The sequence below is a fragment of the Pseudomonas sichuanensis genome, from assembly GCF_024749065.1.
Taxonomy (GTDB): domain Bacteria; phylum Pseudomonadota; class Gammaproteobacteria; order Pseudomonadales; family Pseudomonadaceae; genus Aquipseudomonas; species Aquipseudomonas sichuanensis.
The window spans coordinates 4,036,662-4,055,656 of sequence record NZ_CP087185.1 but is presented as its reverse complement, the minus strand read 5'-3'; the positions used below and the strand labels follow the sequence as shown (position 1 = coordinate 4,055,656).

Below are 18,995 nucleotides of genomic sequence, written 5' to 3'. Positions count from 1 at the left end.
TTCTGTTGCCCCTTGCCGCTTGGCACCTTAGACTTCCGCCCCCTGTAAAAGAGTGCCGGTTGGCGCTTGAAGAATTCCGCTGCCGATGAGCCATCATCGGTGGCACTCGAATCGCCCAAATGCACATTTTTTCATAGAGAAATCGATGACCAAGGAACAGTTGCTGGCCATGTCGGCCGATGACTACATGAATGCCGACCAACTGGTGTTCTTTACCAAGCTGCTGCAAGCGATGAAAGTCGAGACGCATGAGCGCATCGAACTCAACCGCATTGCCATCGAAGGCCTGGATACCCCGTCGGATCCAGCTGACGTGGCCTCGGTCGAGGAAGAGCGCACTTGGCTGGTCAACGCCATCGACCGCGATCAGCGCCTGCTGCCGCAGCTGGAGATGGCCCTGGACCGTATCGGTGACGACAGCTTCGGTTGGTGCGACGACAGCGGCGAGCCAATCGGCCTCAAGCGTCTGCTGATCAGCCCGACCACCAAGTACTGCATCGAAGCCCAGGAGCGTCACGAGCAGCTCGACCGCCACCAGCGGCAGATCTGATACTCGGCGCACTGCGCGAGGCCCCACGGAGCGATCCCTGGGGCCTTTGTGTTTTCTTGCCTTGCATCAAGTGTGATCGTCATACATCCAAGGGACTATGGATAGTGGCGTTATGGTGGCGTTTAATGGCGTCACAATAACGACACGCGGACGGACCACGAAGATGATGCGAGAAGGAACTCGGCTGGCTGTTGCCATCGCCTTGCTACAGGGTGGCATGCTGTGCGCGCTGCTGGCGGCCCAGGCTTATGCCGGCCTGGCGCTGTACCTGGCTCTGCCGTCGGCCCTGCTGGTGCTGTGGCTACCTCATCTGCGGCGCGCACCGGTAACGATGCCGGTGGAGACAGCTGCGCAGGACGATGACCTGATTGCGCAACTGGCCCGGGGCACCAGCCACAATGCGCTGTCGGCCGCGGCGGTGGCTTACGCGGTGCAGCAACTGGCTGCGCGGGTGCAGTCGCAGTTGGGCGCCGCCGAGGAGATCGTCGGCAGTGCCGAGATCATGATCGCCACTGAACAGGCCAGTGCCCAGCTCAGTCATCAGGCCCTGGAAGCCGCCCGCTCGGCCCATGGCAGCAGTGTCGCCGGCAGTGCGGTGTTGGCCGAGTCGATCCAGTGCATGCACGACCTTAGCCAGCGCGCCACCGCCAGCCGTGAGCTGATCGAGGCGCTGCACCTGCGCAGCGAGGACATTGCCCGGGTGACCCTGGTGATCCAGGCCATTGCCAGCCAGACCAACCTGTTGGCGCTCAACGCCGCCATCGAGGCGGCGCGGGCGGGTGAGCATGGCCGCGGCTTTGCCGTGGTAGCCGATGAAGTGCGCGGCCTGGCCGGGCGTACCGCCACCGCCACCCAGGAGGTGGGGCAGATGGTGGCCGATATCCAGGAACGTACCGCCCAGGTGGTCACGCAGATCCGCGCGTTGGCCGATGACCTGGGCAGCGGCGTGGCGCAGGTGGAGCAGACCGGCGGGCAACTGGCGCAGATCGCCTGCCTGGCCGCCAGCGTTGAAGGGCAGGTCGGCGCAATTGCTGCGGGCACCCAGACCAATCGTACTCAGCTTGATACCCTGTTCCAGGCGGTGGCGCAGGTGCGCAGCGACCTGGCGGTGAGCGAGCAGCAAACAAGGCGCCTGGCCCAGGCCGCGGTGCAGATGGAAGGGCAGGTCGAGCACCTCAGCGAGCGCCTGGCCGAGGTCGGGCTGGACGCCTATCACCAGCGGGTGTTCGAGCTGGCGCAGGGTGGGGCACGGCGTATTGCCGAACGTTTCGAGGCCGATATCGAGCAGGGGCGGGTGGCGCTGGAGGATCTGTTCGACCGCCAGTACCGGCCGATTGCCGGCATGCAGCCGCCACGTTTCACCACGCGCTTCGACCACTACACCGACACGGTGTTGCCGCAGATCCAGGAGCCACTGCTGCAACATGAGGGTTTGGTCTACGCCATCGCCTGTACCCAGCAGGGCTATGTGCCGACCCACAACAACGCCTTCAATCGGCCACTGACCGGTGACCCGGTAGAGGATACGGCGCATAACCGCAGCAAGCGTACCTTCGACGACCGCACCGGCATCCGTTGCGGCAGCCATCAGCAGCGGGTATTGCTGCAAACCTACACCCGCGATACCGGTGAGTTGATGCATGACCTGTCGGTGCCGATCTACGTCAAGGGGCGCCACTGGGGCGGCCTGCGGCTGGGCTACCGCCCCGAACCCGGGCTTGATTGAGGCGATTTGTTGCCTCAGGTGCAATACAGCTCTACCTGCCTGGGCTTTTTCCTGAAGCATGCAGCACGTATCATAGCCATATCGTTAGGTTGCTAATTAAATTCCGGAGGGAATGATGAATAGCCAAGTCGATGTGGCAGTGATGATTGGCACGGGTGTTCCTGCCTCTTTGCAGGCGTTGGGCAAGCGGGCGTGCTGGGTGGTGCTGGTCAATGGCGAACGGCGTGGCACCGCCTTTGCCAGCCGTGGCGAAGCGCTGGAGTGCCAGGCCGCCTGGTTGGCGCAGTTGGCGCGGGGCGAGGTGGCCTGAGGGCGTCAAGCTTCCAGCTGGCGGGCCAGCTCGCAGGCGTCCTGGTGGCGTTGGCGAAAGCCCCTGACCCTGCCTGTGGTGCGTTCGGTGATATGAAAGAACGCGACACCGGCAGGCACGACGATGAAGCGCGCTTGGTTTGGAGGGGCGAACTTGAAGGAAATGTGTTGCGCCTCTCGACGGATTTCAGTGTTTTCGGGCATATTCGTTCTCCTGTAATGCGCGACCGAAGGCCAGGCCTGTTCTTTGAGGGACCTGTTGCTGGCTGTCGCATCTTTTCTGGCAGTTTTGATGTCGGACATTACGGTTCCCTTTATGGAATCACGCCGAAGCCTACCCCGCGCGCCCGAACGATAGTTGAGTGAAGCATTTCCCGGTTATCGCTCGGCTTATCTCGCGGGGATACTCCGTGGCGTGATTGCGAAGTCCTGTGGACGTTGACTTGAAAAGGCTGGCACCTGGCGCGATACCGCGGCCGGGTGATGGCCTGTAGTAATTGATGTGAGGAGCTCTTCATTGGCAGTCAGTACTCTGGATACCCATGCGTTGTTTGCCCTGGGCGATTTGCGCGCCAAGCTGGTCAAGTTGTTCAACGGGCGGTTCATCTACGTTACCGAGCAAAATCCTGAAGGCCTGTACATGGCCGAGATCGACCCCGAGGGTGCCATGGTGGTCGACGACAAACAGCGCCTGGAGCTGAAAGTGGGCGACCACTTCCGCGCGGCGGTGCTGCCCAGCCGTGAAGGCGGAAAGCTGGAACTGCGCTTTCGCGAGATCAAGTTGAATGTCTATGGGCAAGGCGACTATGCCTTTGTCCGTGTGCCCGAGGGCGAGGGCATCGTGTTTCGCGAGGGGCAGGGTGTGATGTTGGTGTTTGCCGCAGAGCAACAGGTACAGGAAGGCCTGGGCAAGCTGCTCAAGGCAGTGACCGGCAAGGTCGCCAAATGGCGCAAGGGCGAGCTGACCACCTTCAAGGCCAGCGAATGAGTGACCTGGCGGCGCCGGGCTCGCGTGCCGACTTCCACCGTCGTCACCAGGCCCAGGCCATTGCCCAGGCCGAGCAGTTGCTGGCGCGCCGTGAAGCGCTGCAGGGCGCCTGGCTGGCCTGGGTAGCCAGCGAGCTCTACCAGCTCAGCCCACCGCCTTATGCGGCGATGGTGCGGCGTGAGCTGCAGCGCCTGGCGGGCGGCTGAGCCCGCGATAGTTTCAGTTGCCCCGGTCGCGCCCGCTGCTGACCTCTTCCGGAACATCCTCGCCAGAGGTGCGCTTGCGAAACAGCGCCGCCCGGGCCAGCAACAGGGTGGTGACCGGCACGGTGATCGACAGCAGGATCGGGATCAGCCAGGCATGCAGCACCGGGCTCTGCTTGAGTTCTGAAAAGTACAGGATCGACGCCAGTGCCACGCACCAGGCACCGATGGTCGAGGCCAGCGCGGGCGGGTGCATGCGCTGGAAGTAATCTTTCAGCCGCACCAGGCCGATCGCGCCGATCAGGGCGAACAGGCTGCCGACAAGCAGCAGCGCCGAAACCGTGAGCTCCAGCCAGAACGGCAATACCAGGGTTTCGCTCATTCGATCACCTCGCCTCGCAGCAGGAATTTGGCCAGGGCGAACGAGCCGACGAAGCCGAACAGGGCGATCAGCAGGGCGCCTTCGAAGTAGGTGTCGCTGGCGTAGCGGATGCCCAGCACCAGCATCATCAGCATGGCCAGGATGTACAGGTAGTCCAGCGCCAGCACCCGGTCCTGGGCGGAGGGGCCGCGGAACAGCCGGATCAGTGCCAGGCCCATGGCCAAGGCAAAGATGAACAGGCTGGCGAGGACGGCGTTGGCAAGCAGGCCGCTCATTCGAAAATCTCCATCAGCGGGCGTTCGTAGGTGCGCTTGAAGTGCTCGATGAACGCCGCTTCGTCGTCCAGGTCAAACACGTGCAGCAACAGTACGCTGCGGTCCAGGGCCAGCTCCGACCAGACCGTGCCTGGTACCACCGTGGTGATCATCGACAGTGCCGCCAGGCCGTGGGCATCGCGCAGCGCCAGCGGGATATGGACGAAGGCCGAGCGTGGCGGGGTGCTGCCGGCACGCAGCACGCCACGGGCCACCAGCAGGTTGGAGGCGATCACATCGATGCCCACCCGGCCGATCAGCCGTGCGACCACCAACGGCCGGCGAATGTGGGCATGCTGCGGGCGCAGGGGCGCCATCAGGATCGGTGCAAGGATGCCCAGCGCGGCCCCCAGCAGCAGGTTGCCCGGGCTGACCGACAGGTTCAGCAGCAGCCACAGGACAAACAGCGAAAGCGAAAGCAGCGGTGCAGGGAACAGTCGGTTCATGGCTGCACCTGCGCATTCAGGGTGGTTGGGCCAGGCACTGGCCGGGTGGCCATGACGGCCTGGATGTAGGCGTCGGGGGCCTGCAGGCTGGCTGCGGTGTCCTGGGTGTAGCGCAGCAGCGGTTCTGCCTTGAAGCTGAGGAAAATGCTCAGGCCCAGCAGGATGACGATGGGCAGGCATTCATAGCGGCGCAGCAAGGGTGACTGGCGCTCCTCGGGCTTCCAGAAACGCTGAATGCCGACCCGGCCAAAGGCGATCAGCGAAGCCATGCCGGACAGAATCAACAGGGTGACCAGCGTCCAGCCGGCGGTGCCCAACGGCTGCCCCGGTGCGATACCCAGCCCTTGCGGGTTGAACAGCGCGCTGATCAGGTTGAGTTTGCCGATGAACCCCGACAGCGGCGGCATGCCGATGATCAGCAGGGCGCAGGCGATGAAGCACAGGCCAAGGAAGGCCATGGTCCAGGGGATGATCTGGCCGATCACCGCCTTCTGTTCATCGTCCAGGTTGATGCCCTTGGGCGGGTGCAGCGACTCCAGCGGCGAAGGCATCGCATCCTCCTCTTCGTCCAGCGGCGCCTCGTTGGCCGAACGCGAGCGCTCGACCAGTTCGGCCAGCAGGAACAGCGTGCACAGGGCCAGGGTGGAGCTGACCAGGTAGAACAGCGCGGCGCCGGTCAGTACCGGTTGACCGAAGCCGATGGCGGCCATCAGTGTGCCGGCCGACACCAGGATGCTCAGCGCCGCCAGCCGCTCCAGGCGCTGGGCGGCAAGGATCGACGCTGCAGCCACTGCCAGCGTCGCCAGGCCGCCATACACCAGCCACTCGCCGCCGAAGTTCGCCGAGGCGCCGGCCTGCCCGGAGAACAGCAGGCTCCACAGGCGCAGCACGGCATACAGCCCGACCTTGGTCATGATCGCGAACAGTGCCGCCACGGGGGCGCTGGCCGAGGAGTAGGCCGGTACCAGCCAGAAGTTCAACGGCCAGATCCCGGCCTTGGCCAGGAAGGCCATGGCGAGAATGGCAGCGCCCGCATGCAGCAGGCCGCGGTCAGCTTCTGGCACCAGCGGCACCTTGAGCGCCAGGTCGGCCATGTTCAGGGTGCCGGTGACGCCATAAAGCATGGCGGCGCCAACCAGGAACAGCGACGAGGCGAACAGGTTGATGGCGATGTAATGCAGCCCGGCCCGCACTCGCGCACGCCCCGAGCCATGCAGCAGCAGGCCGTAGGAGGCTGCCAGCAGCACCTCGAAGAACACGAACAGGTTGAACAGGTCGGCGGTCAGGAAGGCGCCGTACAGGCCCATCAGCTGGATCTGGAACAGGGCGTGGAAGCTGGCCCCGGCGCTGTCCCAGCGGGCCCGGGCGAACAACAGCGCGCTGCTACCGACGATACCGGTCAATACCAGCAGCAACGCCGACAGGTGGTCCACCACCAGGGCGATGCCGAACGGTGCTGGCCAGTTGCCCGGCAGGTACACGCCGATGGACTCGGCCTGGCCCTGGGTGCGCACCCACAACAGCAGGGTGACGGCGATGGCAAGGCCAGTGAAGGTCGACAGCAGGTTCAGCCGCGCCTTCAGCCAGCGGTGCTTCTCGCCGATCAGCAGCATCAGCGCCGCGGTCACCAGCGGCAGCAGGATCGGCGCGATGATCAATTGGTTCATCCCACTCATTCGTCACGCTCCCGACCGTCGACATGGTCGGTGCCGGTCAGACCACGCGAGGCCAGCAGTACCACGAGGAACAGTGCGGTCATGGCGAAGCTGATGACGATGGCGGTGAGCACCAGCGCCTGGGGCAGCGGGTCGGTGTAGTGCAGCAGGTCCTGGGTGACGCCGTCCTTGATGATCGGCTCCTTGCCGATGAACAGGCTGCCCATGCTGAAGATGAACAGGTTGACCCCGTAGGACAGCAGGCAAAGGCCCATGATCACCTGGTAGGTACGCGGGCGCAGGATCAACCACACCCCCGAGGCGGCCAGCACGCCGATGGCGACTGCAATGACTTCTTCCATCAGGCGGCTCCTGCTTGGCTGGTTTTGCCGGGATTGCCCGGGCGATAGGCACGCACCGACTGGTGCGCCAGCGCGGTGAGGATGAGCAGTGTCGAGCCGACCACCACGGTGAATACGCCGATGTCGAAGAACAACGCGCTGGCCACGTGCACGTCACCCAGCAGCGGCAGGTGCAGATGGGCGGTGTGGGTGGTCAGGAACGGGTAGCCCAGGCCGATGGCGCCCGCCCCGGTGAGGGTGGCGCACAGCAGGCCGGTGCCCATCCAGCGCAGCGGACGCAGGCTCATCTGCGCCTCCACCCATTGGGTGCCGGCGACCATGTATTGCAGGATGAACGCCACGGACATGACCAGGCCAGCGACAAAACCGCCGCCCGGCTGGTTGTGGCCACGCATGAACAGGTACATCGACACCAGCAGTGCGATCGGCAGCAGCAGACGCACCAGGGCGGCCGGCACCATCATGAAGCCCAGCGCGGTGTCGGTGGCGTGACGCGGGTTGACCAGGTCGGTGACCACGTCCGGCGCCAGCTGGCGCTGCTGGGCAGGCAGCTGCATGCTCTCCTTGGGCGGGCGGAAGCGGCGCAGCAGGGCGAACACGGTGAGTGCCACGGCCACCAGCACGGTGATCTCGCCGAGGGTGTCGAAGCCGCGGAAGTCCACCAGCATCACGTTGACCACATTGGTGCCACCGCCTTGTGGCAGGGCCCGGCTGAGGTAGAACGAGGAGATGTCGTTGGGCGTGGGGCGGGTGAGCATGGCGTACGACAACAGCGCCATGCCGCCACCGACCAGCACCGCCAGCACCAGGTCGCGCAGGCGACGCAGGCGTGCGCGGTCCTGGCTGCCGGGCAGTGGCGATACGCCTTCGATACGCCGGGGCAGCCAGCGCAGGCCGAGCAGCAGCAGGACGGTGGTCACTACTTCGACCGCCAACTGCGTGAGTGCAAGGTCGGGGGCAGAGAACCAGACGAAGGTGATGCAGGTCATCAGGCCGCAGACGCTGACCATGATCAGCGCCGCGAGGCGGTGGTACTTGGCTTGGTAGGCGGCGCCGATGGCGCAGGCGATGGCGATCAGCCACAGCGCGACGAACACCCCTGAGCCGGGGATTTTCGGCCGGTCGCCCCAGCTCAGGCCGTTGTACAGCAAGGGTATGAGGCCGGCGATGAAGGCCGCCAGCACCAGCATGAACAGTTGGGTCTGCAGGCGGCGGGTGGTCAGCAACCGCTCGATGTGCCGGGCCAGCAACATCAGGTGCACCAGGCCCTGCTCGAACAGGCGCTTGCCGTTGAAACGGCCGATCAGCGGTGGCTTGGCGAAGCGGCCACGTTGCAATTGCTTGCGCAGCAGCAGGTAGAGGAGGATGCCGCCGCACATAGCGATCAGGCTCATCATCAGCGGTGCGTTCCAGCCGTGCCAGACGGCCAGGCTGTATTCCGGCAGGGTGCCACCGACCACTGGCAGGGCGGCGGCGGCCAGCAGCGGGCCGACCGATTGCGCCGGGAAGATGCCGACCACCAGGCAGGTGAGTACCAGCAGCTCGACCGGTGCGCGCATCCAGCGCGGTGGCTCGTGGGGCGTGTGCGGCAAGTCCTCTGCCTTAGGCCCGAAGAACACGTCGACGGTGAAGCGCAGCGCATAGGCCACGCTGAAGGTGCCGGCCAGGGTGGCGATCACCGGCAGGGCGGCCTCGACCCAGGCGGTTGAACTGATGAACACGGTCTCGGCGAAGAACATTTCCTTGGACAGGAAGCCGTTCATCAACGGCACGCCGGCCATCGAGGCGCTGGCGACCATGGCCAGGGTGGCGGTGAACGGCACCATGCGGAACAAGCCGCTCAAGCGGCGGATGTCACGGGTGCCGCTTTCGTGGTCGATGATCCCGGCGGCCATGAACAGCGAGGCTTTGAAGGTGGCGTGGTTGAGAATGTGGAACACCGCGGCCACGGCGGCCAGCGGGCTGTTCAGGCCCAGCAGCAGGGTGATCAGGCCCAGGTGGCTGATGGTCGAGTAGGCCAGCAGGCCCTTGAGGTCGTTCTGGAACATCGCGGCGAATGCGCCGAGTAACAGGGTGGCGGCGCCGGCACCGCCGACGATCCAGAACCATTCTTCGCTGCCCGACAGCACCGGCCATAGCCGGGCCAACAGGAACACCCCGGCCTTGACCATGGTCGCCGAGTGCAGGTAAGCCGAGACCGGGGTGGGCGCCGCCATGGCGTGGGGCAGCCAGAACTGGAAGGGAAATTGCGCGCTCTTGCTCAGGGCGCCGATCAGGATCAGGGGCAGCAGCACCGGGTACAGCGCATGCTGGCGGATGGTGTCGCCGGCAGCCAGGACCTTGTCCAGGTCGTAGCTGCCGACCACATGGCCGAGCAGCAGGGCCCCGACCAGCAGGCACAAGCCGCCGGCACCGGTGACCATCAGCGCCATGTAGGCGCCGCGGCGGGCGTCGGCGCGGTGGTGCCAGTAGCCGATCAGCAGGAAGGAGAACAGGCTGGTGAGTTCCCAGAAGAACACCAGCTGGATCAGGTTGCCGGAAATCACCAGGCCGAGCATGGCGCCCATGAACGCCAGGAAGAAGGCGAAGAAGCGCGGCACAGGGTCCTGGGGAGACATGTAGTAGCGCGCGTAGAGCGACACCAGGGTGCCGATGCCCAGCACCAGCAAGCTGAACAGCCAGGCGAAGCCGTCCATGCGCAGCACCAGGTTCATGCCCAGGCTGGGCAGCCACAGCAGTTCCTCGCGAATGACGCCGCCGTCGGCGATCTGGGGGTACAGCAACGCCACCTGGACGGTGCCGACCAGGGCGACGAGCCCGGCGAGAATGGACTCTGCGTTGCGTGCGTTGTGCGGCAGGACAGCCGCCAGGCAACTGCCAACGAAGGGCAGAAGCAATAGCACAATCAATGACATAGCGTTCTGTTCTGAGAAGTTTGCCAAGGATCATACGTGCCGGGGTGTGTATCACCAACACGCAAGCGGTTGCAGGATCCTACAAATGTGCTGTGACAAGCTGTTTTTTTATAACAGTTCTTTACAAAGCATAGCGGGTGTTGGCCGCATCACAGCCCGGCTTCACGTTGACGCTCGTCCTCGTCCTGCAATGCGACAGCCTCGTCGCTGCGACGGATCTTCAGCTCGCTTCCCACCACCGCCAGCACGATCAGCAGCCCGCCGATCAGCGCTACCCCCGGCAGGCGATCGCCGGCAATGCGCCCGACAACGCCGGCCCACACCGGCTCGCCGGCATAGATCAAGGTGGCGCGTGTGGGCGAAACCGACTGCTGCGCCCAGTTCATCGCCACCTGGATCACCGCGCTCATGGCACCCAGGCCTACGGCGCTGACCAGCAGCAACCAGGAGAAGTCGGGGAGCGGCTCCTGGGTCGGCACGATCATCAGGAATGCCAGCGCCGAGGCAGTCGCCAGTTGCACCACGGTGACCCGGCGCACATCGACCTTGCCGGCATAACGGCTGATCAGGATGATCTCGCCGGCAATCGCCACGGCGCTGACCAGCGTCACCAGCTCGCCTTCGCTGAAGTGCAAGCTGCCGCCTTCGGGGCCTGCCAGCAGCATCAGGCCGGCGAAGGCCAGGCAGATGCCCAGGCTCGGCATCAGCCCTGGGCGGCGCCCCAGCACCAGCCATTGCAGCAGTGGCACGAAGGGCACGTACAGCGCGGTGATGAACGCCGACTGGCTGCTGCTGATGGTCTGCAGGCCCATGGTCTGCAAGCCGTAGCCGAGCATGATCGACACGCCGATGAGCATGCCGGCCTTGAGTTCGGTGAAGGTCAGCCCGGGCAGCGAACGCGCCGACATTAGGCCGACGAACAACGCGGCGGCGGCGAAGCGCAGGCCGACGAAGAACATCGGCCCGCTGACGCTCATGACGGTGTGCACGATCAGGAAGGTGCCACCCCAGAGCATGGTGATGAATACCAGCACCAGCTCGGCCTTGCTCAGGCGGAAGGAGGCGGCGGGCTTGCTGTAGGTGGCTTGGTTCATGGGCTTGCGTGCTCGGCAGGGGCGGCGCACAATCCGCCGCAAAGTGGGCAGTATACTGCGCAACCCCTGTTAGTGAGCAATATAGTGCACAAAGAAACCGAACACCGTGCCTCGGTGTTGCAGCATGTCAGCCAGAATGTTCGCCGCCTGCGGGGCGACGCCGGCCTCAGCCAGGCGGCCCTGGCCGAGCGTTCCGGGGTCAGCCGGCGAATGCTGGTGGCTATCGAGGCCGGCGAGAAGAATGTCAGCCTGACCACCCTCGACCTGATTGCCGAGGCGTTGGGTGTGGCTTTCAGCACGCTGATCCAGGCGCCCGACCAACGCGACCCGAGCCGCATCGACGAGTTGGCCTGGGCCGGTGAACACCCCGGTAGCCGGGCGGTGCTGCTGGGCAGCAGCCCGGCCCGGCGCGAGGCAGAGCTGTGGGAGTGGACCCTGGCGCCCGGCGAGTGCTACACCAGCGAGGCCGACGCGGCGGGTTGGAGCGAACAGATCTACGTCGCCGAAGGGCAGCTGACGCTGGTCATTGAAGGCGTCGAGCACCACCTGATTACCGGCCAGTTCCATGTGTTCCCCAGCAACTGCCGCTATGCCTATCGCAACGATGGTCAACTGGCCGTGCGCTTCGTGCGCAATGTGGTGATCTGAGCGGTCAACCCTTGAGCAGTTCGTCGGTGCTGACCACCTTGGCGTAGGCGAAGGCCAGTGCGGCCATCGCCGAGGCGTGCACCTCGGCGGCTGGCACCTGCTTGCCGTCGAACGCCAGCGGCAGGGTGGCGCAGGCGTCATGGGCCACGGTGACGTCATAGCCATAGTCTGCGGCCGCCCGGGTGGCGGCATCGACACACATATGGCTCATGCTGCCGGCGATGGTCAGCGCCTTGACATCATGCTGGTCGAGCAGCGCCTTCAGGTTGGTGTCACGGAAGCTGTTGACCTTGTGCTTGAGCACCACGGCCTCGTCGTTGGCAGGTTCGACCTTGTGGTGAATCCGTGCACCGGCCGAGCCTGGGGTGAAGAAGGGGGCGTCGCTGCTTTCGAACTCGTGACGCACGTGAACCACCAGGTCGCCCCGTTTACGCGCAGCGTCAAGCAGTCGTGCGGCGTTGTCGGCGGCAGCCTCTGCGCCGTCGAGGGTCCATTTACCACCCGGGAAGTAGTCGTTCTGGATGTCGATGATGATCAGTGCCTGCTTGCTCATGGTGCCTCCTTCGGCAGTAGTGATGAACTGCTGATAGTTATAGGCTTGAACGATCGGATCGAGGATTGGCGCGAGCGACACAATGACGGCAAAAACTGACAGCCTGGAAATTGGCGTGCTGGTGTACCCGGGTGCCCAGAGTGCGGCGGTGCATGGTTTGACCGACCTGTTCACGGTGGCCAACCGGGTGGCGGCCGAACTGGGTGAACACCAGTTGCCGCTGCTGCGTGTCAGCCACTGGCAGCTCGATGCCGCTGGGCAACTGCAGGTCATTCACGACAGCCTGCCGCAGGCCGGGCATGCACCACGGGCTATGTTGATTCCCCCCAGCCTGGCTGCGACGCCTTCCGGCGAACTGCTGGCCGCTCATCGCCCCGCACTCTGCGACTTGCATGGCCAGGGGACGGTGCTGGCTTCGGTGTGCATCGGGGTGTTCCTGATAGCGGGCAGCGGCCTGCTCGACGGGCGTTCGGCCTGCACCCACTGGAACTACGCCCAGGCCCTGAGCGAGCGCTTCCCCAAAGTGCGTGTGGCGACCAGCCAGCCACTGCTGGACGATGGCGATATCGTCACGTCCGCTGGCCTGATGGCCTGGACCGACCTGGGGCTGCACCTGATCGAGCGCTTCCTTGGCCACACCCTGGCCCGTGAGACCGCACGCTACCTGGCGGTGGAGCCGGCACCGGCGCCTGTGCCGGGGGCGCTGTTCACCCCGCGGCTGGAACATGGCGACGAGGCGGTGCTGCGGGTGCAGCATTGGTTGCAGGGTGAGCAGGCTCGCGTCGCCGGCCTGGCCGACATGGCCCGCTGTGCAGGGCTCGAACCGCGCACTTTCCTGCGGCGCTTTCGTGCCGCCACCGGCCTGCGTCCCACCGAGTATGCCCAGCAAGTGCGGGTTGGCCGGGCCTGCCGGCTGCTGGAGTTCACCCGGCGCAGTGTCGACCAGATCGCCTGGGGCGTCGGCTATCAGGACCCCGGCGCCTTTCGCAAGGTGTTCCAGCGCCTCACCGGCATGACCCCCAGTGACTACCGACGGCGTTTTGCGGTTGGCAGTGAGTGAGGGTCAGCGCGATCCTGCCGATTGCGCGGTGGCACACCGTTCCGGTGGGGCGCCTTCAAGGAGAAAGTCCTTGACCTTGAGTTAACTGGAGGTTTTAACCTGCGCGCCAATGGGCTGCAAATGGCCCAAGCAAGGAGACAGTCCATGATGGTCGATGCCCATTCCCTGTGGTTCACCCAGATGATCGAGTACGACGTCCCACCTGAGCATCAGCAGACGCTGGCCCAGGCCCTGGTCGCACGCAGCGAGCAATTGGCGCAGCGCTGTGAAGGTTTGCAGGGCGTCAGCATCCAGGCCAGTGATGACGGCTGTCGGGTGCTCCAATACCTGCAATGGCAGTCGCGGGTTGCATGGGCGGCCGCCGCTAGCAGCTTCGTCGAGGAGCCGTTCCTCGAGCTGTTGCGTCAGCACCAGGCCCGCGGCGTCAACTTCGCGGCCTACCAGACCTTGCGTAGCCTGGTGCGGGGGGCGGATGGCGGCCTGCACTGCCAGGTCGGCGAGGCTCAGGCGTACCAGGGCGCGTAGTGTGGGTAGCGGTCCAGGCGCGCGCCGATGACCATCTCGCTGACCCATGCGCTCAGCATCGCGCTGTAGGCTTTCTGGCTCTCTTCGCTCGATAGCGCGTGATCGGCGCCATCGACGGTGCGGTGAGTCAGCGAATGTGCGCTGACGAACGCCGAGCGGTAGCTCATCAGGGTGCTGTGCGGTACATAGTCGTCCTGTTCGGACTCCACCAGCAGCACATCGCCGGCGAATTCCGCGCAGGCGGCAAGGGCGCTGTTGTCGGCCGGGCTCAAGGCGCGCAGGCGATAGGCGTTGAGGCGTTGACGGTCCAGTGCCTGCTTGGGGCTGTTCCATTCATCGTCCCAGTACAGTGCCGGCACCCTCAGCGCCAACCATTTCACCGCTCGGTGGCGGGTGAGCAGGGTAGCCAGGTAGCCGCCATAACTGCTGCCGATGACGGCCATGGCGGCGGGGTCGACTGCGGGGTGGTTGGCGAGGCGGTCGTAGGCGGCCAGCAGGTCGGCGAGGTTCTGCTCGCGGGTGACGGTCAGGCGCTGGCTTTGCGTCTTCTCGTGGCCGCGCAGGTCGAAGGTCATGCACACGCAACCCAGCCCGGTAATCTGTCGGGCCCGCGCCAGGTCGCGCTGCTGGCTGCCACCCCAGCCGTGGACGAAAAGGATGCCCGGCATCTTGCTGCCGGGGCTGACCAAGGTGCCGGCGATGCATTCACCTTCGACGGCCAGTTCGATGGTTTCACTTTCGATGGTCATGGTCGCGGATCCGTGCATATTTGCTGAGTTGTCCCAGTTCACTGTCATGCCCCTGATAGAAGAGCGTGGCGTCGGCCGGAAGTTGGGCTTCGCCGAACACTTCGTGGGTTGATGCGCGCACTTGTTGCAGGGCCGGGTCGTCGGCGAAAGCCTGCAACGCGAGAATCTCCGCGCTGCTGGCCCCGCCTGGGCGCCACGATTGCTCCAGCACGCCGCTGCGCAGGTGGCCGTGCGGGTCGGTGCCGCGGGCGATGTCGTAGTTGCGTCGCGAGGCGATGAAGCCAGGGAAGTGGCGTTCGGCAGCCTGCTCGTAGGCCATGGCCTGGTTGATGGCCAGCCGCAGATGGTCTTCCAGCGGCAACTGCAGCAGTTGCTGGTAGTCGCCGCGCACTACGTGCAGGTCGGAGCCACCGTACACCTCGGTGCCGGCGTGGTCGTGGGTGAGCTGCTGGGTGCCGTGGTAGCTCAGGGTGAGCCCGGCCACACGAACCTGGCCGACGCTGAAGGTCTCGACGTCGCTCAGGTCTTCTTCCAGCACCAGGCCCCATACGGCGAGCTGTTGCTCGTCCATCGGCTGCAGCAGTGTTTCCAATGCTTCAAGCCGGGTGATGACCTGTTGGCCACGACCGGCGCAGGCCAGCACTGGCTTGATGCGAATTCGGCCTTCGGCAAGTAGCAAGGCGGCGGCACGGCGCGCGTCGTCTTTGCTGAAGACGGTGTAGCCCCGCAGCAAGGCGTTGCCGGCATCCTGGGCGAACGCATTGGTCCAGCCCGGCGGGAAGCTTGCCCCGGCGGGCAGGGGATGGGAGATGGCCTTGGTGGCCATGTAGGGGTGGCTGACCAAACCGCCGAACAAGTCGCGTTCGCTGTGGATGCCCAGTGGTGCGTAGCGTGCCGGGTCGATCAGGGTGTCGGTGGCCAAGTAATAGTAGTGGGCATGCTCGGTTGGTGGCTGATCGAGTTGGGCTCGCGGCAGGTTCAGCAACTGTGCAAGGCAGTCGGCCAGCTTGAGCTGGACGGCGTGTTCGTGGTCCGAAGTGTGCTCGCGGGTGTCGAGCAGTGCGACAGCGGTTTTCGGCTCGCGGGAGTGGGGCATGAGGGCCTCGCGTGCACTGAAGTGTGTATGGGCTATGAAGGCATCTGCGGGGCAAAGTTCAGCGGGATTGATCGGCGGTTTGCACGGCGCATGGGGCAATCCTGGCCCTGTTCCGGTCTTGAAGATTGCGGGCGGTGGCCGCCTGTTCCATTATCGATGGCCTGGATCAGTCGAGATGTGTCCGCAGGAGTGCGCATGAACAGTCAGTCCCCCCTTCAGGAATCCGTACCGGCGCGTCTGGCCCGAGTGCGTCAGGTCATGGCCCGCGAGGGGGTCGATGCCCTTTTGGTACCTTCCGCCGACCCGCATTTGTCCGAATACCTGCCGGGCCATTGGCAGGGGCGGCAATGGTTGTCCGGTTTCTACGGTTCGGTGGGCACGCTGGTGGTGACTGCGGACTTCGCCGGGGTGTGGGCTGACAGCCGTTATTGGGAGCAGGCGGATAAAGAGCTGGCGGGTAGCGGTATCGAACTGATGAAGCTGCGGCCCGGGCAGCCGGGGGCGCTTGAGTGGTTGGGCGAGCATGTTCAAGGCACGGTTGCCGTGGACGGCGCGGTGATGGCTTTGGCTTCGGCGCGTCAACTGAACGAGCGCTTGCAGGCCCGAGGTGTGAGCCTGCGAACCGATCTTGATTTGTTTGAGCAGGTCTGGACTGACCGGCCGCCCTTGCCGGCTAATCCGGTGTACCAGCACTTGGCGCCGCACGCCACGGTCAATCGTGCGCAAAAGCTTGCCGAGCTGCGTCGCACGCTGCAGGACAAGGGTGCTGATTGGCATTTTATTGCCACGCTCGATGACATTGCCTGGCTGTTCAACTTGCGTGGCAGCGATGTTTCCTACAATCCGGTGTTTGTCTCATTTGCATTGATCGGTCAGGACAATGCCTACCTGTTCGTAGGCAAGGACAAGGTCGATGAGCATCTGAGCCAGGTACTGAAGGCCGACCACATCGAAGTGTGCGACTACACCGAGGTGCGCAGCGCGCTGGCGGCAATCCCCGCTGAAAGCAGTTTGATGGTGGACCCGGCGCGTGTCACCTGTGGTTTGCTGGACCATCTTGCGAACGAGGTGAGGCTGATTGAAGCCATCAATCCCACGACCTTGAGCAAGTCGCGCAAGGGGGAGGGGGATCTTGTTCACATTCGCAAAGCCATGGAGCAGGACGGCGCGGCACTGTGCGAATTCTTTGCCTGGTTCGAAGCCCATCAGGGGCAGCAGGAGATTACCGAGCTGACCATCGACGAGAAACTGAGCGAGGCGCGTGCCCGGCGGCCTGGCTTCGTATCGTTGAGCTTCTCGACCATTGCGGCCTACAACGCCAACGGTGCAATGCCCCATTACCATGCCACTCATCAATCGCATGCGATTGTTGAAGGGAATGGCCTGCTGTTGATCGATTCCGGTGGCCAGTACCTGGGTGGCACCACAGACATCACGCGGATGGTGCCCATCGGTGAGCCCAACCATGAACAGAAGGCCGATTGCACGCGGGTGCTCAAGGGCATGATCGCGCTGTCGCGGGCGAAGTTCCCGCGCGGCATTCTTTCACCTTTGCTCGACGCCATCGCGCGGGCGCCGATCTGGGCCGACCAAGTCGATTATGGGCATGGCACCGGCCATGGTGTGGGCTATTTCATGAATGTGCACGAAGGGCCGCAGGTGATTGCCTACCAGGCGGCGGCCATGCCACAGACGGCGATGCAGCCGGGGATGATCAGCTCGATCGAGCCTGGCACTTATCGACCGGGACAGTGGGGGGTACGGATCGAGAACCTGGTGGTCAATCGCGAGGCAGGCAGCAGTGCGTTCGGTGATTTCCTCGAATTCGAAACCTTGACCTTGTGCCCGATCGATACTCGCTGCCTGTTGCGCGAAGGGCTGAGCAGCGAAGATATCGCCTGGCTCGATCGCTATCACGAGACCGTGCGGGAGCGGCTATCGCCGCTGCTCCAGGGTGATGCGCTGGAGTGGCTGAAGCGGCGCACCGCACCGATCTGACAGCAACGAAAAGGGCAGCCCGGAGGCTGCCCTTTTCATATCTACTTGCAGATCACGATCATGCTGCGGCTGGTATAGCCGGCGGGGTTGATGCCGAAGATATAGTCGCCGGGCTCTTCATCGCTGTCGCCAGAGCGGGCGATGACTTTGTAGCCTTTGCTGCTACAGGCGCTAGCGGCTTTGCTGTAGCACTTGTCCCACGACGAAGAGAGCCCCGAGCAGTTGATGTGCATGCCCTTTTTCCCCCGCTTCACTTCGGTCTTGGCAGTCGCGGCACATCCAGCAATGGCCAAGATGGCCAGGATGAGAAAAATACGTTTCATTCCTGTCCTTATGCGGGCCCGGTTACATACCTGGGCCTGTCGTCAGCGCTTCGAGTCTTCCCTGAGATTCCCCTGCGTCCTTTTGCAGCCAAGTAGATAGCGTCTTGATTATGATTTTGTGACAGCTTAATCAGCCGGCGGGAGCGGTACAAGGCCAGGCATGTTTTAAATGCAAATATTTCTCAAATCAGTCGGCGGCCACGGCGGGTGCTGTTTCTCGTCTCATCGACAGTGTTGCACCGACCGATGCGGTGATGATGGCGAGGATCGCCAGCCATTGCCAGGTGGTGAGTTTCTCGCCCAGGAACAGCAAGCCTGAAAGGGCACCGAATGCCGGTTCAATGCTCATCAAGGTGCCGAATGTACGTGCGGGCATGCGGGTCAGAGCGACCATTTCCAGGCTATAGGGGAGCGCTGTCGACAAAATCGCGACGCCCAGTGCCACAGGTAGCAAAGCCGGTGTGAGCAGTGCGCTGCCGGCATGGACGATGCCGATGGGGGCAACGAACAGCGCGGCGATGACCACCCCCAGTGCGGCAGTCTGGATGCCATTTTCGGCGCCCGCGCGCTGGCCATATAGAATGTAGAGCGCCCAACATACGCCTGCCCCCAGTGCATAGCCGGCACCCAACAGGTCGATGCTGGCGCCGGACTGGCCGACGGGGATCAGCAACAGCAGGCCAACTACCGCCAGGCCAATCCAGACAAAGTCCAGCGCCCGGCGCGAGGCCCATAGTGCTACGGCCAGTGGGCCGGTGAATTCGAGCGCCACGGCGATCCCCAAGGGCACACTGCGCAGTGACATATAGAAGAGGAAATTCATTCCGCCCAAGGCCATGCCATAGATGATCACGCTGCGCAGAGTGCTGGCGTCCAATCGTGCTCGCCAGGGGCGCAGCAGCAATAGCATGATGATGCTGGCGAAGATCAGGCGCAGGGTGGTGGTACCTTGTGCGCCTACGACAGGGAACATGCTTTTGGCCAGCGAGGCGCCGGATTGGATGGAAGCCATGGCGATCAGCAGCAGGCCGATGGGGAACAGGGTGGCGGCCAGGCTGCGTTGGGGGGTGTTCATTGTAGGGGGAGGGTCCATGGTTGT

General features: G+C 64.2%; 22 protein-coding genes. 9 read left to right on the top strand and 13 right to left on the bottom strand.

All coding sequences use genetic code 11. The features are described from left to right. Positions 1–145: 145 nt before the first annotated feature. The 3 genes from LOY51_RS18460 (at position 146) to LOY51_RS18450 (ending at position 2,586) form a co-directional block, all read left to right on the top strand. Positions 146–550 carry a TraR/DksA family transcriptional regulator gene (locus tag LOY51_RS18460; RefSeq protein WP_125464829.1) on the top strand — a complete coding sequence of 135 codons (405 nt, stop codon included), beginning with the start codon at positions 146–148 and terminating at the stop codon, positions 548–550. Between the two features lie 97 nt (positions 551–647). Next, positions 648–2,276 (top strand): methyl-accepting chemotaxis protein, encoded by a 1,629-nt coding sequence (locus tag LOY51_RS18455; protein ID WP_374046860.1) that lies wholly within the window; start codon positions 648–650, stop codon positions 2,274–2,276. A 115-nt stretch (positions 2,277–2,391) separates the two neighbouring features. Continuing rightward, positions 2,392–2,586: a hypothetical protein gene (locus LOY51_RS18450; protein WP_125464827.1), complete on the top strand. Its 195-nt coding sequence runs from the start codon at positions 2,392–2,394 to the stop codon at positions 2,584–2,586. A gap of 5 nt (positions 2,587–2,591) precedes the next feature. On the opposite strand, the gene LOY51_RS18445 is transcribed toward LOY51_RS18450, so the two are convergent. Then, positions 2,592–2,888 carry a hypothetical protein gene (locus tag LOY51_RS18445; RefSeq protein WP_125859419.1) on the bottom strand — a complete coding sequence of 99 codons (297 nt, stop codon included), beginning with the start codon at positions 2,886–2,888 and terminating at the stop codon, positions 2,592–2,594. A 214-nt stretch (positions 2,889–3,102) separates the two neighbouring features. Here LOY51_RS18445 and LOY51_RS18440 point away from each other — a divergent pair, with 214 nt between their 5' ends. Both LOY51_RS18440 and LOY51_RS18435 read left to right on the top strand, forming a co-directional pair. Beyond that, positions 3,103–3,573 (top strand): hypothetical protein, encoded by a 471-nt coding sequence (locus LOY51_RS18440; RefSeq protein ID WP_125464825.1) that lies wholly within the window; start codon positions 3,103–3,105, stop codon positions 3,571–3,573. Then, positions 3,570–3,779, top strand: coding sequence for a hypothetical protein (locus tag LOY51_RS18435; RefSeq protein WP_125464824.1), 210 nt, complete (start codon positions 3,570–3,572; stop codon positions 3,777–3,779). The genes LOY51_RS18440 and LOY51_RS18435 overlap by 4 nt, the downstream gene beginning before the upstream one ends. Positions 3,780–3,792: 13 nt before the next feature. Here LOY51_RS18435 and LOY51_RS18430 read toward each other — a convergent pair whose 3' ends face one another. The 7 genes from LOY51_RS18430 to LOY51_RS18400 form a co-directional block, all read right to left on the bottom strand. Beyond that, positions 3,793–4,158 carry a Na+/H+ antiporter subunit G gene (locus tag LOY51_RS18430; protein ID WP_125464823.1) on the bottom strand — a complete coding sequence of 122 codons (366 nt, stop codon included), beginning with the start codon at positions 4,156–4,158 and terminating at the stop codon, positions 3,793–3,795. Beyond that, positions 4,155–4,433 (bottom strand): K+/H+ antiporter subunit F, encoded by a 279-nt coding sequence (locus tag LOY51_RS18425; RefSeq protein WP_110994579.1) that lies wholly within the window; start codon positions 4,431–4,433, stop codon positions 4,155–4,157. Before LOY51_RS18425 ends, LOY51_RS18430 begins: the two co-directional genes overlap by 4 nt. Next, positions 4,430–4,918 carry a Na+/H+ antiporter subunit E gene (locus LOY51_RS18420; protein WP_258642499.1) on the bottom strand — a complete coding sequence of 163 codons (489 nt, stop codon included), beginning with the start codon at positions 4,916–4,918 and terminating at the stop codon, positions 4,430–4,432. The genes LOY51_RS18425 and LOY51_RS18420 overlap by 4 nt, the downstream gene beginning before the upstream one ends. Further along, a complete protein-coding gene (locus LOY51_RS18415) occupies positions 4,915–6,594 on the bottom strand; it encodes a monovalent cation/H+ antiporter subunit D (protein ID WP_258642497.1) in 1,680 nt (559 codons plus the stop codon). The genes LOY51_RS18420 and LOY51_RS18415 overlap by 4 nt, the downstream gene beginning before the upstream one ends. Next, positions 6,591–6,935, bottom strand: coding sequence for a Na+/H+ antiporter subunit C (locus LOY51_RS18410; RefSeq protein ID WP_003250128.1), 345 nt, complete (start codon positions 6,933–6,935; stop codon positions 6,591–6,593). The genes LOY51_RS18415 and LOY51_RS18410 overlap by 4 nt, the downstream gene beginning before the upstream one ends. Then, complete coding sequence (locus LOY51_RS18405; RefSeq protein ID WP_258642495.1) at positions 6,935–9,850, bottom strand: monovalent cation/H+ antiporter subunit A; 2,916 nt, start codon at positions 9,848–9,850, stop codon at positions 6,935–6,937. Before LOY51_RS18405 ends, LOY51_RS18410 begins: the two co-directional genes overlap by 1 nt. Positions 9,851–9,999: 149 nt before the next feature. Next, positions 10,000–10,944 carry a DMT family transporter gene (locus tag LOY51_RS18400; RefSeq protein ID WP_258642493.1) on the bottom strand — a complete coding sequence of 315 codons (945 nt, stop codon included), beginning with the start codon at positions 10,942–10,944 and terminating at the stop codon, positions 10,000–10,002. Positions 10,945–11,028: 84 nt separating this feature from the next. On the opposite strand from LOY51_RS18400, the gene LOY51_RS18395 reads away from it, so the two are divergent. Continuing rightward, the gene (locus LOY51_RS18395; protein WP_125859415.1) at positions 11,029–11,592 is read left to right on the top strand and encodes a helix-turn-helix domain-containing protein; all 564 of its coding nucleotides are present in this window, start codon (positions 11,029–11,031) and stop codon (positions 11,590–11,592) included. A gap of 4 nt (positions 11,593–11,596) precedes the next feature. Here LOY51_RS18395 and LOY51_RS18390 read toward each other — a convergent pair whose 3' ends face one another. Then, positions 11,597–12,145 carry a cysteine hydrolase family protein gene (locus LOY51_RS18390; protein WP_258642490.1) on the bottom strand — a complete coding sequence of 183 codons (549 nt, stop codon included), beginning with the start codon at positions 12,143–12,145 and terminating at the stop codon, positions 11,597–11,599. An 82-nt stretch (positions 12,146–12,227) separates the two neighbouring features. On the opposite strand from LOY51_RS18390, the gene LOY51_RS18385 reads away from it, so the two are divergent. Then, the gene (locus LOY51_RS18385; RefSeq protein WP_125859413.1) at positions 12,228–13,205 is read left to right on the top strand and encodes a GlxA family transcriptional regulator; all 978 of its coding nucleotides are present in this window, start codon (positions 12,228–12,230) and stop codon (positions 13,203–13,205) included. A 144-nt stretch (positions 13,206–13,349) separates the two neighbouring features. Further along, a complete protein-coding gene (locus LOY51_RS18380; RefSeq protein ID WP_258642488.1) occupies positions 13,350–13,730 on the top strand; it encodes an antibiotic biosynthesis monooxygenase in 381 nt (126 codons plus the stop codon). Here LOY51_RS18380 and LOY51_RS18375 read toward each other — a convergent pair. Together LOY51_RS18375 and LOY51_RS18370 are read right to left on the bottom strand one after the other, a co-directional pair. Next, the gene (locus LOY51_RS18375) at positions 13,709–14,479 is read right to left on the bottom strand and encodes an alpha/beta hydrolase family protein (protein WP_125464814.1); all 771 of its coding nucleotides are present in this window, start codon (positions 14,477–14,479) and stop codon (positions 13,709–13,711) included. The genes LOY51_RS18380 and LOY51_RS18375 overlap by 22 nt on opposite strands. Beyond that, positions 14,463–15,575 carry a DUF3182 family protein gene (locus LOY51_RS18370; protein WP_258642485.1) on the bottom strand — a complete coding sequence of 371 codons (1,113 nt, stop codon included), beginning with the start codon at positions 15,573–15,575 and terminating at the stop codon, positions 14,463–14,465. Before LOY51_RS18370 ends, LOY51_RS18375 begins: the two co-directional genes overlap by 17 nt. Positions 15,576–15,770: 195 nt before the next feature. On the opposite strand from LOY51_RS18370, the gene LOY51_RS18365 reads away from it, so the two are divergent. Next, the gene (locus LOY51_RS18365) at positions 15,771–17,573 is read left to right on the top strand and encodes an aminopeptidase P family protein (protein ID WP_258642483.1); all 1,803 of its coding nucleotides are present in this window, start codon (positions 15,771–15,773) and stop codon (positions 17,571–17,573) included. Between the two features lie 41 nt (positions 17,574–17,614). Here the strand turns inward: LOY51_RS18365 and LOY51_RS18360 are convergent, their stop codons facing one another. Together LOY51_RS18360 and rhtA are read right to left on the bottom strand one after the other, a co-directional pair. After that, positions 17,615–17,896 carry a hypothetical protein gene (locus tag LOY51_RS18360; protein ID WP_125464811.1) on the bottom strand — a complete coding sequence of 94 codons (282 nt, stop codon included), beginning with the start codon at positions 17,894–17,896 and terminating at the stop codon, positions 17,615–17,617. A 187-nt stretch (positions 17,897–18,083) separates the two neighbouring features. Further along, positions 18,084–18,971, bottom strand: coding sequence for a threonine/homoserine exporter RhtA (gene rhtA, locus LOY51_RS18355; RefSeq protein ID WP_125464810.1), 888 nt, complete (start codon positions 18,969–18,971; stop codon positions 18,084–18,086). Positions 18,972–18,995: the final 24 nt, after the last annotated feature.